The sequence below is a fragment of the Streptomyces sp. NPDC058295 genome (assembly GCF_042880655.1).
GTDB lineage: Bacteria > Actinomycetota > Actinomycetes > Streptomycetales > Streptomycetaceae > Streptomyces > Streptomyces coriariae.
Map to the genome: position 1 here is coordinate 278,884 of NZ_JBHVYO010000003.1, position 13,477 is coordinate 292,360.

Annotated in this window: 12 protein-coding genes and 1 pseudogene; 5 read left to right on the plus strand and 8 right to left on the minus strand. The window is 70.7% G+C overall.

The window, feature by feature from the left end; all coding sequences use genetic code 11:
• Nucleotides 1-280: 280 nt before the first annotated feature.
• Both ACFVYS_RS05350 and ACFVYS_RS05355 read right to left on the minus strand, forming a co-directional pair.
• The gene (locus tag ACFVYS_RS05350) at nucleotides 281-943 is read right to left on the minus strand and encodes a response regulator (protein ID WP_389499032.1); all 663 of its coding nucleotides are present in this window, start codon (nucleotides 941-943) and stop codon (nucleotides 281-283) included.
• The gene (locus tag ACFVYS_RS05355) at nucleotides 940-2,229 is read right to left on the minus strand and encodes a sensor histidine kinase (protein WP_389499033.1); all 1,290 of its coding nucleotides are present in this window, start codon (nucleotides 2,227-2,229) and stop codon (nucleotides 940-942) included. Before ACFVYS_RS05355 ends, ACFVYS_RS05350 begins: the two co-directional genes overlap by 4 nt.
• Nucleotides 2,230-2,552: 323 nt before the next feature.
• Between ACFVYS_RS05355 and ACFVYS_RS05360 the strand changes: the two genes are divergently transcribed.
• The gene (locus ACFVYS_RS05360; protein ID WP_389499035.1) at nucleotides 2,553-4,043 is read left to right on the plus strand and encodes an alpha/beta hydrolase family protein; all 1,491 of its coding nucleotides are present in this window, start codon (nucleotides 2,553-2,555) and stop codon (nucleotides 4,041-4,043) included.
• 128 nt (nucleotides 4,044-4,171) lie between these two features.
• Here the strand turns inward: ACFVYS_RS05360 and ACFVYS_RS05365 are convergent, their stop codons facing one another.
• Nucleotides 4,172-4,567: a hypothetical protein gene (locus ACFVYS_RS05365; protein WP_389499037.1), complete on the minus strand. Its 396-nt coding sequence runs from the start codon at nucleotides 4,565-4,567 to the stop codon at nucleotides 4,172-4,174.
• A 437-nt stretch (nucleotides 4,568-5,004) separates the two neighbouring features.
• Between ACFVYS_RS05365 and ACFVYS_RS05370 the strand changes: the two genes are divergently transcribed.
• Complete coding sequence (locus tag ACFVYS_RS05370) at nucleotides 5,005-5,919, plus strand: NADP-dependent oxidoreductase (RefSeq protein WP_389499039.1); 915 nt, start codon at nucleotides 5,005-5,007, stop codon at nucleotides 5,917-5,919.
• Between the two features lie 37 nt (nucleotides 5,920-5,956).
• A complete protein-coding gene (locus tag ACFVYS_RS05375) occupies nucleotides 5,957-6,436 on the plus strand; it encodes a MarR family winged helix-turn-helix transcriptional regulator (protein WP_389499041.1) in 480 nt (159 codons plus the stop codon).
• Here ACFVYS_RS05375 and ACFVYS_RS05380 read toward each other — a convergent pair.
• The 5 genes and pseudogenes from ACFVYS_RS05380 to ACFVYS_RS05400 all read right to left on the minus strand — a co-directional run.
• Nucleotides 6,402-6,797, minus strand: a pseudogene (locus ACFVYS_RS05380) (hypothetical protein); the annotation flags it as partial. The gene ACFVYS_RS05375 and the pseudogene ACFVYS_RS05380 sit on opposite strands and share 35 nt — an antisense overlap.
• Before the next feature lie 250 nt (nucleotides 6,798-7,047).
• Entirely contained in the window at nucleotides 7,048-7,827 is a 780-nt protein-coding gene (locus ACFVYS_RS05385) for a hypothetical protein (RefSeq protein ID WP_389499043.1), read from the minus strand.
• Between the two features lie 81 nt (nucleotides 7,828-7,908).
• The gene (locus ACFVYS_RS05390; protein WP_389499045.1) at nucleotides 7,909-8,244 is read right to left on the minus strand and encodes a hypothetical protein; all 336 of its coding nucleotides are present in this window, start codon (nucleotides 8,242-8,244) and stop codon (nucleotides 7,909-7,911) included.
• Nucleotides 8,245-8,405: 161 nt separating this feature from the next.
• Nucleotides 8,406-10,517 (minus strand): alpha-galactosidase, encoded by a 2,112-nt coding sequence (locus ACFVYS_RS05395; protein WP_389499047.1) that lies wholly within the window; start codon nucleotides 10,515-10,517, stop codon nucleotides 8,406-8,408.
• 404 nt (nucleotides 10,518-10,921) lie between these two features.
• Nucleotides 10,922-11,758 carry a helix-turn-helix domain-containing protein gene (locus tag ACFVYS_RS05400; protein ID WP_389499049.1) on the minus strand — a complete coding sequence of 279 codons (837 nt, stop codon included), beginning with the start codon at nucleotides 11,756-11,758 and terminating at the stop codon, nucleotides 10,922-10,924.
• 112 nt (nucleotides 11,759-11,870) lie between these two features.
• Here ACFVYS_RS05400 and ACFVYS_RS05405 point away from each other — a divergent pair, with 112 nt between their 5' ends.
• Nucleotides 11,871-12,467: an NADPH-dependent FMN reductase gene (locus ACFVYS_RS05405; RefSeq protein WP_389499051.1), complete on the plus strand. Its 597-nt coding sequence runs from the start codon at nucleotides 11,871-11,873 to the stop codon at nucleotides 12,465-12,467.
• Between the two features lie 221 nt (nucleotides 12,468-12,688).
• Complete coding sequence (locus ACFVYS_RS05410) at nucleotides 12,689-13,444, plus strand: DUF4232 domain-containing protein (protein ID WP_389499053.1); 756 nt, start codon at nucleotides 12,689-12,691, stop codon at nucleotides 13,442-13,444.
• Nucleotides 13,445-13,477: the final 33 nt, after the last annotated feature.

The following is a 13,477-nucleotide window of genomic DNA, read 5'->3' on the forward strand; positions in this document are numbered from 1 at the left end:
CCGACGGCACCGCCGGGTCCGGTGAGATCCGTTGCGGACGGAGGGCGGCCGCGACGGCAGACCGTACGACACGGGATCCGGGCAGCCCGGTGTACGGCCGCGCTGCCCGGTATCGAGCAGGCCGACTCGATCACCCTGGCCTCGAGGCCGAGCGCCACACCACCGCGTAGCGATCTCCGGCTCGCGGTCTCCGACTCCCGAGGCCGGACTCTGTCGGACGATCGTGCAGCGCTGGTGACGCCGGGGCTGAGGACATCGCCGTTGGCTCCGGGCGGTGGCGTCATGCCGGGTTGATGAGGCGGCTGTCGTAAGCGAAGATCACGGCTTGTATCCGGTCGCGGAGTTCGAGCTTTTGCAGGATTCGCCCCAGGTGGGACTTCACGGTCGCCTCCGCGAGGTGCAGGGTGGCCGCGATCTCGGGGTTGGACAGGCCGCGGCCCACCTGGACGAGCACCTCGCGCTCACGGGCGCTGAGCCGGCTCAGCCGCTCCTCGCGGTCGGCGCTGCTGTCGTCGGGGATGTGCGGGCGGAAGTTCTCCAGCAGGCGGCGGGTGATCCGCGGGGAGACCACCGCGTCGCCCGCGGCCACGCTGCGTATCGCGGCGAGCAGTTCCTCGGGTCTGGTGTTTTTCAGCAGGAAGCCCGAGGCTCCGGCACCGAGTCCGGCGAAGGCGTATTCGTCGAGGTCGAAGGTGGTGAGGATCAGCACTCTGCTCTGCGGGGAGATCCGGATGACCTGCCGGGTCGCCTCGATCCCGTCGGTCCCGGGCATCCGGACGTCCATGAGCACGACGTCGGGTCGCAGGTCCCGGGCGAGGCGTATGGCCTCAGCGCCGTCCGCGGCTTCACCGACGGGTGCCATGTCGGGCTGGGCCTCCAGGACCGTGCTGAAGGCCATACGGAGCAGTGCTTCGTCGTCGGCGATCAGGATGCGGATCGTCATGCGGATGTCGCTCCGCTGCTGCCGAGGTCGAGGCGGGTATGGACTCTCCAGCCGCCGCCCGGGACCGGTCCGGCCTGCAACGTCCCCCCATAGGCGGCCGAGCGCTCGCGCATCCCGGGGATGCCGTGGCCGGACGGTGTGGCGCCGGGCAGTGGCGGGCAGGGGTTGTTGTCGGTGACGTCCACGGTGACGGTCTCGGTCGAGCACCGCACCCGGACCTTCGCGTGTGTGCCGGTGGGTGTGTGCTTGAGGGTGTTGGTCAAGGCTTCCTGTACCAGGCGGTAGGCGGTCAGTTGTGCGGTGGCGGGTATGTGGGTGTGGCCGCCCTCAACCTCGACGCGGGTCGGCAGCCCGGCGGCGCACATCTGGTCGGCGAGGGTCTCCAGTTGCGCGATGCCGGGCAACGGGTGGCGCTCCGCGTCCGGTTCGTCGGTCCGCAGGATGCCCAACGAGCGCCGCATGTCCGTCAGGGCCTGCCGGCCGGTCTCGGAGATCTGGAGCATCGCGGTGGTGGCCTTGTCGGGCGACCGGTGCTGCGCGTAGACGGCGGCGTCGGTGAGAGCGACCATGACGGACAGGTTGTGGGTGACGATGTCGTGCATCTCCCGGGTGATACGTGTCCTCTCCTCGGCGACGGCCAACCGCGCCTGCTGGTCCTGTTGTTGCTCCAGGCGTGCGGCCCGTTCCTCCAGGGCCGCGAGGTAGGCGCGCGTGGTCCGCACGTTCACACCCAGGACGGCGGCGGAGACGACCATCGCGGTCACCGCGACGAAGGGGGCCAGGAATGCGCCTTCCGTCGCCCAGCGCAGGCAGGCCAGCAGGGCCCCGCCCTCCACGATGGCGGCGACGACGAGCGTGCCGCGCCGGCCCGAGTTCGCGGCCGCCGTGTACAGAGCCACCAACAAGGCGATGTCCGCCGGCAGTTGGACGTTCATCAGCCACTGGACGAAGGCCGCGGCTGCCACGGCACCGAACACCGGCAGCGGGGCCCGGCGCCGCCACACCAGGGGCAGCGCAAGAGCGGCGGTGAGGGCCACGGCCACCGGGAGCTCCTGCGGCGCGCGCGTGGTCATGACGTTGAGCAGCAGCAGCGCCGACAAGAGCGAGTCCCACACCACGGGCGGCGGCCGGCAGCCCCGGCGCCGGGCGGCCCTCACCGGTCGTGCCGCTCGTGCGGAGGCCAGGTCGGCGTACCTCGTCAGCCGTACGGCCTTCCACGCCCGCCGCACCCGGTCCGCGTAGCGCACCGGGTGGGCGTTGCCGGGCTCTGCGGCCGCCTCGGTCATCACACGTCCCTGTCGATTCAGCATCATCGTGGCCCCTGCCGGGTCACCACCGCGTACAGCCGGAGCCGGGTCGGGTACAAGGAGCGCACACCCCGCGCTCCCCGCCACGTACCGCGGCCCTGTCACGGTAGGCCGCGGTCCAGCGGAACGCATGAGTCCACCGTCTGATGACACCGTGCCGGGATACGACCGCAGGAGGAGTCCCGCTACCCCCGTGGTCGCAGGGCGGCCGCTGACCTGGCGTGCTCGATTGCGACTCCGGTCGCAGAGGGGACGTGCCTCGGATTGCCACTCCGGTTGCACACGATGGCGACCCGGGATCGATGTGGCAGTGCGTACCGCGCGCCGAGGATGGCCGGGTGAACGAGATCATCACGGGACTGCACATGTCCCCTTTGGAAATCCTTGCCTTGCTGGGTGCCGCCGCGCTGGTGGTGGCGCGATGGCTTCCCCCTGCTGTCCGCCCACGCGTCACGATCGCGGCGGGGGCGGTGCTCGTGCCGTCCGCGATCGTGCTGAGTGCGGTGGGGATCCGCTGGCAGATGCTGCCGGTACTGGCGGCCGCTGCCATGGCGTTGCCGTTCGCCCTCTCGCCCCTGCTGCGACGCCGTACCGGCCGGCCGGCGCGGCGGGCCCGATGGTGGCCGGCGTTGGCGGGGTCGGTGGCCTGCGTCGCCCTGATCGCCTCGGGTCCGGTGGCCGCCTGGGCCTTTCCCGTACCCGTGTTCCCCGAACCGTCAGGCCGCTTCGCGGTCGGCACCCGCGTGATGCAGTGGACCGACCCGAACCGCCCCGAGGCCGCCACCGCCGACCCGCGCGACCGGCGCACGGTCGTGGTCCAGCTCTGGTACCCCGCACGGAAGAGCCCCGCAGGCGCGCAGCGGGCCCAGTACCTCGGCCGCACGGAGCAGGAGGCGCGCACTGTCTCCGACGCCCTCGCGCGCTATGCCGGTCTCCCCGGTTTCCTGGTCGACGGCGTCCCGCGCGCCCGCACCCATGCGGTCTTCAACGCACCGGTGGCCCGCAACGGCGGACGGTTCCCGGTCGTGCTGTTCTCTCCCGGGCTGGGCGGAGTACGCACCCAGAACACCGCCTGGGCGGAGGAACTGGCCAGCCACGGCTACGTGGTCGCCGCCCTCGACCACCCGTACGACTCCGCCGCCGTCGTCCTCGCCGACGGCCGAACGATCAACACCAAGATCACCTCCACCGGCGACGACGAAGAAGATGACAAGCGGGCCGCCGAAACAACGGGAATTCGGGCAGTGGACCTCAGCTTCGCCCTCACTCAGCTGGGCCGTCTGGACCGAGGTGGGATCGACGGCCCGCTCACCGGACGCCTGGACACCGGCCGGGCCGCGGTGACCGGCCACTCCCTGGGCGGCGGCGCCGCCCTGCAGGCAGCCCGCCAGGACCGCCGGTTCGACGCCGTCATCAATATGGACGGCTACCCCCGCGACCCCCACCTGCGCCCCTACCACCAGCCGGCGCTCGCGCTCACCCAGGCCATCACCCCGGAAACCGACCCGCGTTACCTACCCCGCCTCACCGAGGTCCTCGAGCTCAGCACCGCGACGAGCTACCGGCTCACCATCCCCGGCGCCGCACATCTCACCTTCATGGACGGCCCCCTGTACCTGCCGCCGGTGCCCTCGATCGTCGGCTCCCTGGGCCGTACCGAGAGCCCGCACGTCGTCGCCGCGACCACTCTCGCCTTCCTGGATGCCACCCTGCGGCACAAACCCGGTGACCCGGCCGCCGCTCTGTCGGCCTACGGCGACCTCAGCGCCTACCGCCCGGACAACAACCGCTGATCAGCTGTGCCTCCAGACGTCGCCTGGGGGCAGGCGGCCTTCCTGGAACGCGGCCGCTCGATCACCACCTGGCCACCCCAGACGCACGCTCGTTCGGCAGGCCCTCGCTCGGAGGGCGAGACGCCTGGTCAGGCAGAGGCGAAGGCTTCCTCGGGGGCGTCGTCGAGGACGAATCCGTTGTCGAGCCGGACGCGGACCGTGACGCGGAGCATCCGTCGCTGGTGGGCGGCCCACTGCTCTTCCAAGGCCGCCACCTGCTCCTCCAGTTGCCTTCTGCTCTCCGGCGGCATCTGGTGGCCGAAGTCGTCGAGGAGCGACTTGAGGCGCAGGTACTCACGGACCTCGTGGCTCTGCTGCCGGTGATGTTCGTCCACACGCTCGACCGTGCCCTCGATACCTGCTGCCAGGGCCACAGAGGCGGCGAAGGCACCCGTCTCCTGCGGGGGCTCCTCGGCTGGGGTCACCGACCCGGCCAACCGGAGGTCCGCCGCCAGCCGCACCCGTTGGCCCACGCTCAGCATCATCGATCCTTCGTCTTCCTCGTCGGTGCGATCCGGTAGACGTGGCGGCGCCAGGCGTACCGGAGAGGAGAGGATCATCCCACCCTCGCCTCTGGTCCGACACGATCGAAGCTCCTCGTCGACCAACGCCTGCACACCGCGCGACGGGCAATCAGGAGCCGAGACAGTCTGCTGAACCTGGCGAGAGCGGCTTGGGGAACGGCGAAGGAGGCTGGACGGTGCAGGTACAGGTACAGGTACAGGTGCCCGTGCGGCTGGGCCGTGCGACAGCAGGTACGGGCCTGGTTCAACTCGACGGCCACGCCGGCGTCTACGGCGGGTAGGTGCCTCTGAGATCTCCTCGAGGCAATTACTTGGCTAGCCACACAACTGGTGCTACTTTTATGTGGCTAGCCACGGAAAGTGGTCGGCGTAGCATCCCACCTGAGGAGAGCACCGTGATGAAGGCCATCGTTTTCGACGCGTTCGGCGGCACCGAGGTTCTGCACGAGGCGGAGATCGACATTCCTCAGCCCGGCTCCGGCCAGGTCCGTGTGCGTGTACGGGCTGTCGGCGTCAACCCGGTGGACGGCAAGATCCGCTCCGGTGTCATGGAGGCCATCTTCCCCACCACGCTGCCCGCCGTCCCCGGCGGGGAGATCGCCGGTGTCGTCGACGCCGTCGGGGAGGGCGTCGACCACCTGAAGGTGGGGGACGAGGTCCTGGGCTGGTCCGACACCGGCTCCTACGCCCAGTACGCCCTGGCACCCGCGGCCGTCCTCGCGCCCAAGCCGGCCGGCCTGGACTGGACACACGCCGCCGCTCTGCCTGTGGCGAGCGACGGTGCCGAACGCGTGCTGGACCTGCTCGGCGTCACCTCGGGTGAGACGCTGCTGATCCACGGAGCGTCCGGCGCGCTCGGCACCATCGCCGTCCAGCTCGCCGTCGCACGCGGCGCCCGCGTCATCGGCACGGCCGGAGCCGCCAACCAGGAGTACGTCACCTCGCTCGGCGCGACCGCGCTGGTCTACGGCGACAACCTGGTCCACCGGGTCCGCGAGCTCGCCCCCGAAGGCGTGGACGCCGTCTTCGATGCCGCGGGCAAGGGCGCACTGGAGGACTCCATCACCCTGCGCGGCGGCACCGCCCGGATCGTCACCACCGCCGACTTCCGCGCCCGCGAACTCGGCGTCGTCTTCGCGGAGGGCCCGCAGCGCCGCTCCGCCGCGCGGCTGGCCGAACTGGCCCGGCAGGCCGCCGAAGGCACACTGGTGACCACGATCAGCGCCACCTACCCGCTGGCAGAAGCCGCCAAAGCGCAGCAGGCCGGCGATGCCGGCCACAACCGCGGCAAGATCGTCCTCACCGTCGCCTAACCGGTCACCGACAACTCTTCAGGTCAGGGAGCAAGAAATGTCCGACACCACCGCATCGGAGCTGCCGGACGCGGCACGCGACGGGCGCTTGAGCTATGCCATCTTCCAGCTCGCCCGCGCCCACCGCGGCCACGCCGCCGCCATGCTGCGTGCCCTGAACCTGCACCCGGGACAGGAACTGCTGCTGATGCAGCTCTTCGACCGCGACGGCCAGACGCAGGGAGAACTGCTGGAGCGCGTCGGCCTCGACCACTCCACCGTCTCCAAGTCACTGCGCCGCATGCAGGAGGCCGGACTGCTCACCCGGGAGCCCGCTCCCCACGACCGGCGGGTCATGGTGGTCAGCCTCACCGATGCCGGCCGTGCCCTGCGGGAGCCCATCGCCGACATGTGGCGCACCCTGGAGCAGATCTCCGTGCGCGATCTGACCCCAGACCAGGTCGACATGTTCACCACGTGTGCGCGCACCATCGAGAAGTCCGTCAGGGACCACAGCCGACAGGCACCTGCCGGGTAATCAGGAGCCGTCCCCGGTCCTCGTCGTACGACGGGCTCGCGCACTGTCCGCGGGGGCAGGATCCGCGGCATCGCGCGAGTCCCTCATCGAGGCCATCCTGCCCCGCCTGTTCCGCCTCGCTCAGGAAACCGGCTCGGGAACCTCGCCAGGCCTGACCGGCACGATCTCGGCACGGGTGCAGGCCGAGTCCGATCGCGTAAGTGCCGATGCTGTCTTCGGGACCGTTCCGGAAGCGTTTGATCACGCGCTGGACGGGCCAGATGATCGAGCCGTCGGGCAGGCGGAGAGCGATGTTCACCTCGCTCTGCGGGGCTTCGTCGTCGGCTTCCCAGGTTCCGACGTCGTGCATGGCCTTCAGGAGTTCGTCGGGGGTCGTTCCCCCTCGACTGTCGGGAAATCCGGGCTCGAAGGCTTTCTGCTCTGGTTCGCCTCAGCCCTCGCATGGGCGTACGCCGACGGGGACCACGGCCGGCACGCACTCCAGCGCGCGTACAACGTCACCTTCGGATGGGGCGACGGGGCCTGAGCACCAAGGCCAAACCAGTAGGGGGAATTTGGCGAGTCTGCGGATAGCGGATGAGGGTGCAGGCGGCGATGTTGGTCGCACCCGCTCAGGCGGCCGAAGTGTTCCTTGTCGCCTCGCGTGCCACGGTGAGGGCTCGCTGCCTGAGGTTGCCGCCGAACAACTGAATCGTGGTGGCGGCCAGGATGTCATCCCTGCCGATGGTCCGCCCGTCCCCCCTGCGGGCGGGCTGGACCCGGTGGGAATCCTTGCGGAACGGGGGTGGGGCCGGTTCGCCCGACATCACCAGGGTGACCGTACCGAAACGTTTGACCCCGCCCTCGCGGACGACCATGGCCGCGTCCCGGGCGAGGTCCGTCAGGAACACGCTCGCGATTCCGTCCAGGTCGCGGACCATCGCCGGGACGGCCGTCGCCCCTTGGCTCCGCAGCAGCATCTTGACCCCGGCCTCGAACCTGTGGGCGCCGACCACAGCACTCGGTCTGCGCGACCTACTGCGCTTACGAGAAGGCACGATGACACCCTCGGCGTCGTACAGGACACCGGTCAGCCCTTTAAACGTCGGGCTGTGCTCGTACCACTTGTCCCCCACCTCGAGCTCGACGTTCCGGTCGATCGCCGCGACAAGGTCCTCGGGAATCAGCTTCTTCCGGGCCTCCGCCGCCGCCGCTCTCCTCGCGCCGTCGATGATCTCCGTCAGCACGGTCCGCGTCACCGACGCGGCGGCCCACGCGGCCGACCGAGAGACGTGCATCGGGGTCACGTCCCTGAACACCGCTTTGACGAGAGAAGGCTTGAACGGCGAGACATCCATGCCCGAGGCGGTCTCGGGACCGCTGCGCTCAGGACGTGCGGGCTGTGCGGTCATCGGAAGAAACGCTCCCTGCTGTCAGAGTTATCAGAGGCCAGTACAAGTTTGGCCGAACGCACCTGGAAGTCTGTCCCGTGATCATGCGGCTTCGCGGGGAACTTCCGCCCTCGGAACGGGGTATCCGATCTGTGCCAGATCGTCAGCGAGGTCAACGAGCTCGACGTCCGGATTCAACGCCGACACCACACTCTGAGTGAGAGGCCGCAGCGCATAGACGTGGCGGATGGCCTCGATGTCCGTAGTGACCTCGAAGTACTCCTCCGCGAACTGCCGATAGGCCTCCGGACTGCCATCCAGCAAGACATCGAACAGCCACTCCGCGCTGCCACCGTCCTCCACGCCCACAGGCAGAGCCTCGATGACTCCGGCCCTCCATTCGGCGTCTGCCTGTCCACGCCAGAAGCACACGGTCACCCGCGGTATTCATCGGGACCGCTGAGACGGTTCGACGTGCAGGACCGTGACGCAGCGCGCGACCTGCTCTGGCGTTTTCACCTCACGCTTTCAGCAACACGTCACCCCGCCTGCTCGCCCAAGCGGAAGCGGAGCATCGTCACGGCGCCCGAATGGGGCGGTCACGGGGACCGGGGTGCGCTCAGCCTGAGGAGGACGGCCGTGTCGGGGCGCGGCAGGTCGACGGTGAGTTTGCCTGTGGCCGCGTCCCAGTCTGTGGTGGCGTCGGCGGTCGCGGGATAGAGGACCGCCGGGTGGAGGTGGGCGCCGCGCAGGTGGGGCAGGGTGAGGGTGCGGCTCGTCGGGCCGGCGCCGGGCTCCCTCCGCCACACCGTGAGGTAGGTGGAGTGCTGTCCCCGCAGACCGTGGGCGAGCCAGGCGTCCTCCCAGGTCGGCAGTCCGAGCGGCCAGAAGGGGCGCGCTTCCCGGATGTCCGGGCGGATCTCCTTGTACACGTCGATCGCCGAGCGGACGAGGTCGAACCGGTCGTCGTCCATGCGGTCGAGGAAGCCGGAGAGGTGGACACGGCCCAGCAGGGCTCCGGTGAGGGTGAAGGTGATCTCGTCGAGGGTGTGGTCGGGCTGGGGGTAGGCCCATACGGCGGCCTGCTCGGGTGTGGCGGCGGTGGCGGCCGCGGCGGCGATGGGCGGGTAGCGCCGGGGGTCCTGCTGGTCGCTGGTGGACTGGATCTGGGCCACGGACAGTTGGGCGTAGTCCATGCGCAGGCCGCCGGAGCCGCAGTTCTCCAGGACGAGGCCGGGGTGCCGGTCGAGGAGGGAGGCCATCCAGTCGAGGTGGGCGCGGTGGTGCCCGAGCAGTCCGGCGCCCGGGCTCTCGGGGCCGCTCTCCGTGCCCGGGCCGATGTTGATGTTGTAGTCCAGCTTGAGGTAGCCGACGCCCCACTCGCCGACCAGCCGGTCCACGACCGAGTCGAGGTGGGCGCGCGCCGCGGGGTGGCGCAGGTCCAGGTGGTGCCGTCCGTGTTCGGTGAGCCGCAGGCCGCCCCGCCGGAAGAACGCCTCGGGCGGCAGGGTACGGGCCAGGGGGCTGCGTACGCCGACGACTTCGGGTTCGAGCCAGAGTCCCGGGGTCATACCGCGCCGTCGGATGGCGTCCAGGACCTCCTCGATGCCGCCGGGAAAGCGGCGGGGCGCGGCCTCCCACGCGCCGACCGCGTCCCACCAGCCCTGGGCGTCGTCGTCGTACCAGCCCGCGTCGATGACGAAGACCTCGGCGCCGGCCGTGCCCGCCGCCTCGATGAGCGGCAGCAGCCGCTCGGTGGTCGGGTCGCCCATGAGGGTGTTCATGTAGTCGTTGTAGATCACCGGGAGCGTGCGGTGGTCGGGGTGGTCGCGGCGCAGGCCGCGGCGGTAGTCGGTGAGTTCGCCGAAGGCGGCGTCCAGACCGCCCGCCTCGGTCCGCACGAGGACGGCGGGAACGGTGTGGAACTCCTGCCCGGGGGCGAGGGTGTGGTGCCACTGGTGGTGGGCGTCGTCGGGGCCGAGCAGGGCGACGTAGGCCGCGCCCTCGCGTTCGCCCGTCTCGAAGCGCCACCCCGCGCTGGACTCGATCTGCCAGAGCCAGGCGCGCCCCTCCCGGTCGGTGAGCGCGCCGATCGGAAGGTGGCGGCCGGTGGACCAGCTGCCCTGCGAGTAGCGCTCGAAGCAGCCGCGCCCCTCGTGCCCGTGGGCGGCCCTGCTCAGCGGGACGACCCGGTCGCGGAAGGCGGCCTGCCGCCAGCGGCATTCGGCGAGCCAGTCGTTGTCCGCCCAGTGCAGGGTGAGGTCGTCGAGGCCGCCGTCGGCGCCGGTGATGCCGCCGAGCGTCAGGGTGGTCACGCTCTCCAGCCGGAGCGGTGCGGCGCCCTCGTTGACGAGGCGCACCGCCGCCCGCAGGAATCCGGCGCCCGGACGCGCCTCCAGGGTTACCTCGGCGGCCAGGCCGGTCGCCGGGTCCGCCAGGCGGATCGTCGTACGTTCGCGGGTTCCGTCCTGGATTGTCTCGTGGTCGCGGTAGGTCAGGCGGTCGCCGATGACGGTCTCGATGAAGCGTTCCCCCGACCACAGGCGTCCGTGGCCGGTGGCGGTGACCTCGACGAGGGGGACCAGGCCTGCCCAGTCCTGGTCGGGCGTCCCCAGCCGGACCGAGCCGGTGGCGTCCATGACGGCGTGCAGTCCGAGTTCCGGGTGCGACCAGAGACGGGATCGGTCGACTGTTCCGACGGCGGCGGTCAACGCAATGCCCCCTTCCCAAGCTGGTTCGTTCGTCCTGCGGTCGCTCTCATGGGTACTGAGCGGGGAGTTCACGCTCCCCGGGAGAGGAGGTTCCGGGCCGACCGATCTGTTCGAAGGGGTGGATCCCGGGTTACGGCCTCCCGACGCCAGCATGGTGACCGCTCACGATCTTCGCACGTCTGTGACCGGTCACACAAGCTCCGGTAGCCACGCCGACCCCCTCGCCCGTACGTCGTCCCGTATGCCGTTCCGCCCGTTGCCCGGACCGCCGCTACACCCGCGAACACGGTCCCGACGCCTACTACGGCAACACCCCCTCCGGTCCCTCCCGCTGACCGGCGGCTCACCGCCGTCACTCGGTGGTGACACGGGCGGCGGACTGGACCGTCCGGGAGGCGGCTTCGTCACGAGATGGCCCGGAGCCCTCCGTGGGGCCGTCGGCGGAGTTGCCCGACGGCCTGAGCCGTCTCGTCGTCCGCGGGCAGGAAGACGACGAGTTGCTGGGCGTCCGAGGAGAGTTCGAGTGTCTCGCGGCGCAGCCGGAGTTCGGATCCGGAGGGGTGGTTGAGCCGGAGGATGCCACGGCGTGGCACCACATGGCGGTTGCGGCGGCGGGTGAAGTCGGGTCCGGCGAGGGTCGCGAGTTGTGCGGTGAGCCACTCCGAGTTCTCGGCGGACGGTCCGAGCCACAGGTCGAACGCCTGCTCGTCGGCGATGTCGTCCCAGTCGGCGAAGAACGTACGGGCGCGGGCGTCGGTGAAGACGTAGCGGGTGAGATTCGGAGCGTCGGCGTCGAGCAGTCCGGCTTCGCCGGTCACCGACTCGTATGCGTCGGTGTGGGCGAGGATGTCGCCCAGCCGGTTGGTGACCACGGCGATGCCCGGTTCGAGGAGGCGGAGCGTTTCGAGCACCGCCGGTCGCACCTGCCGGGGCGGTGGTGCGGGCTGGGGGTGCGCGGAGCATTCGCCGCCGGTGATCTTGGCCAGATAGCGCAGGTGGTCGCGCTCCGAGGCGTCGAGGCTGAGCGCGTCGGCGAGCGCGTGGATCACCGCCATCGAGGGGCGGCGGTCACGGCCCTGCTCGATGCGGGTCAGGTATTCGACGCTGATGCCGGCTCGTGCGGCGAGATCCAGGCGCCGCAGGCCCGGTGACCGGCGGCGGCCGCGATCGGGAAGCCCCAACGACTGCGGCTGGATGCTGTCGCGCTTGGCCCGGACGAAATCTCCCAACGGCGTGCCCATGCGACGAGGATAGGCCGCCGCCCGCTGCCCGCGCAGGGCTCAGCGTGGCCCTGTGGGGGCCAGCCTGAGCACGGTCTGGTTGCGGCCGCGATGCGGCCCGATCGTGGTGGGCATGGACAACGACAAGTACAAGCTGGTGATCATCGTCGGGAGCGTCCGGGAGGGACGGTTCGGCCCGGTGGTGACCTCGTGGGTCGCCGAACAGGCGCGCCTGCACGCCGGATTCGACGTGGACGTCGTCGATCTGGCCGAGATCGACATCCCGCTCACCCTGCCCGCGGCTTCACCGAAGTTCGCCGGCGACGACTACCCGCGTCCGGCCGGGATGACGAGGCTGACGTCGGCGCTGGAGAGCGCCGACGCGTTCCTCGTGGTCACGCCGGAGTACAACCACAGCTACCCCGCCTCGTTGAAGGCGGCCATCGACTGGCACTTCACCCAGTGGACGGCCAAGCCCGTCGCCTTCGTCAGCTACGGCGGCGCGGCAGGCGGCCGGCACGCGGTGCTGCACCTGGAGAACGTGCTGACCGAGCTGCACGCGGTGACCATCCGCGACGGCCTGGCCTTCCCGAACTACTACACCGCGTGGCAGGACGGCCGTCCGCTCGACCCCCAGGTCCCCGGGTACGCCAAGACCCTGTTCGACCAACTGGCCTGGTGGGCAGGCGCGTTGCGCACAGCGCGCGAGACCACCCCGTACCCGGCATGACGACGGGCGATGTCATGACGGGCGGGTCCACCGGAGGTTGACCCCGTCGTCGGCGCCGGGTCTACGCCGAGAAGCCGCTGGACGCCAGAAGTTGACGGAGGTGCTGGCTCGCTGCCGGACGCCGTCGGCACCCTCGTCCTCCTAGCCTCGGTATCACCGGGACGACGTTTCGACGGACCGGAGTCGAGAGCGGCCGGCGCGGCCGGCCACGGGGGAACACCATGAATGCTGCTGTCCGCAAGATCCGCAAGACGCCCGGGAGTCCCAAGGGCTGGAAGTCCTGTGCCCTCGGGGCCGCGGCGATCGGCGCGCTGCTCGCGTCCACCGCGTGCGAGCCGGATGAGGCCGACGGCGCGGGCTCCACCGCCTCGGACCGGCCGAGCGCGACCAGCACGGCGAAGCCGGGTGCGACAGGTTCGGCCACGCCCGGCGCGACGGGTTCGGCCACACCGAGCGGTGGTCCGGGGGCCACCGGTGGCGACAGCACGGGGGGCGCCACCGGTGGCGGGAGCGGCGGCGGCAGCGGTGCCGTCCCCGCCTGCGCCGCGACCGACCTCTCGTTCGGCACCACGCTCGAGGACGGGAAGGGCGAGGTCCCCAAGCATCTCCTCATCACCGTCACCAACGCCGGCGACAAGAAGTGCGGCCTCTTCCACTACCCGCATCTCTTTCTCGGTGAGTACGCCGAGGCCCGCTATCCGATCGACGTGTACGAGGACAGCGACCCGAAGGCGGGTCCCGTCACGCTCGCCCCGGGTGACGAGGCGTACGCGGCGCTGCTCGCCTCGGGTGTCCCCATGGACCAGTACGAGACGAACACGATCACCCTCCTGCTCCACGGCCGCGAGCTCGGCAGCGACGGGAGCAAGCCGATCGGCGTCGACCTGCCCCGCACGGTGGCGTTCGACGACGGGGCCCGCGTCACCTACTGGACGACCGCTTCCGGCTTCGCCCTGGACTTCATCATGTCCTCCTGACCGACCTCGACCGGGACCGGATCCCGGTCACCG